This is a genomic window from Campylobacter novaezeelandiae (genome assembly GCF_004323845.1).
GTDB lineage: Bacteria > Campylobacterota > Campylobacteria > Campylobacterales > Campylobacteraceae > Campylobacter_D > Campylobacter_D novaezeelandiae.
The window spans coordinates 1-599 of record NZ_QPGR01000038.1; the positions used below are offsets into that span (position 1 = coordinate 1).

Consider the following 599-nt stretch of genomic DNA (forward strand, 5'->3'; position numbering starts at 1 on the left):
TTTATATAACTCCTTCTTATATTGATGTAACATCAAATCTTCCTTGTTTTACTTATTCAAAAGCTCTTTATAAAGATGGTAAATTTATAGGAGTTTTAGCTATTGATGTTTTAGTAGAAGATTTACAAAAAGAATTTGAAACTAACCCAGGAAGAACTTTTGTTTTTGATAAAAATAATAAAGTTTTTGTCTCAACAGATAAAGAACAATTAAAAGAAGGTTATAATGTAGATCAAATTGCAAATATTGCAAAAACAAAAGCTGATTTGGAACCTTTTGAGTATCAACGCACTAAAGATAGTTCTCAAAGATTTGGAATTTGTACTAGAATCGGAGATTATACAGCTTGTATAGGAGAGTCATTAGATGTGATAAAAAGCTCTGCAAATAAAATGGCTTACATACAAATAGTAGTTGTTATTGTGATGATAGCAATAAGTATTATATTGCTTTATATTATCCTTTCTAAGCTTCTCTCCCCACTCACCACTATCCAAAATGGTCTTAACTCATTCTTTGATTTTATTAATCATAAAACAAATAATGTATCAACCATTAATATAAAAACAAATGATGAATTTGGTCAAATATCAAATGCC

1 protein-coding gene is annotated in these 599 nt (G+C 27.4%); it reads left to right on the forward strand.

Features of this window, described 5'->3' with window-relative positions; translation table 11 throughout:
* Window positions 1-599 (forward strand): PDC sensor domain-containing protein (locus DU473_RS08150; RefSeq protein WP_187347531.1); only part of this gene is annotated, 599 nt, incomplete at both ends.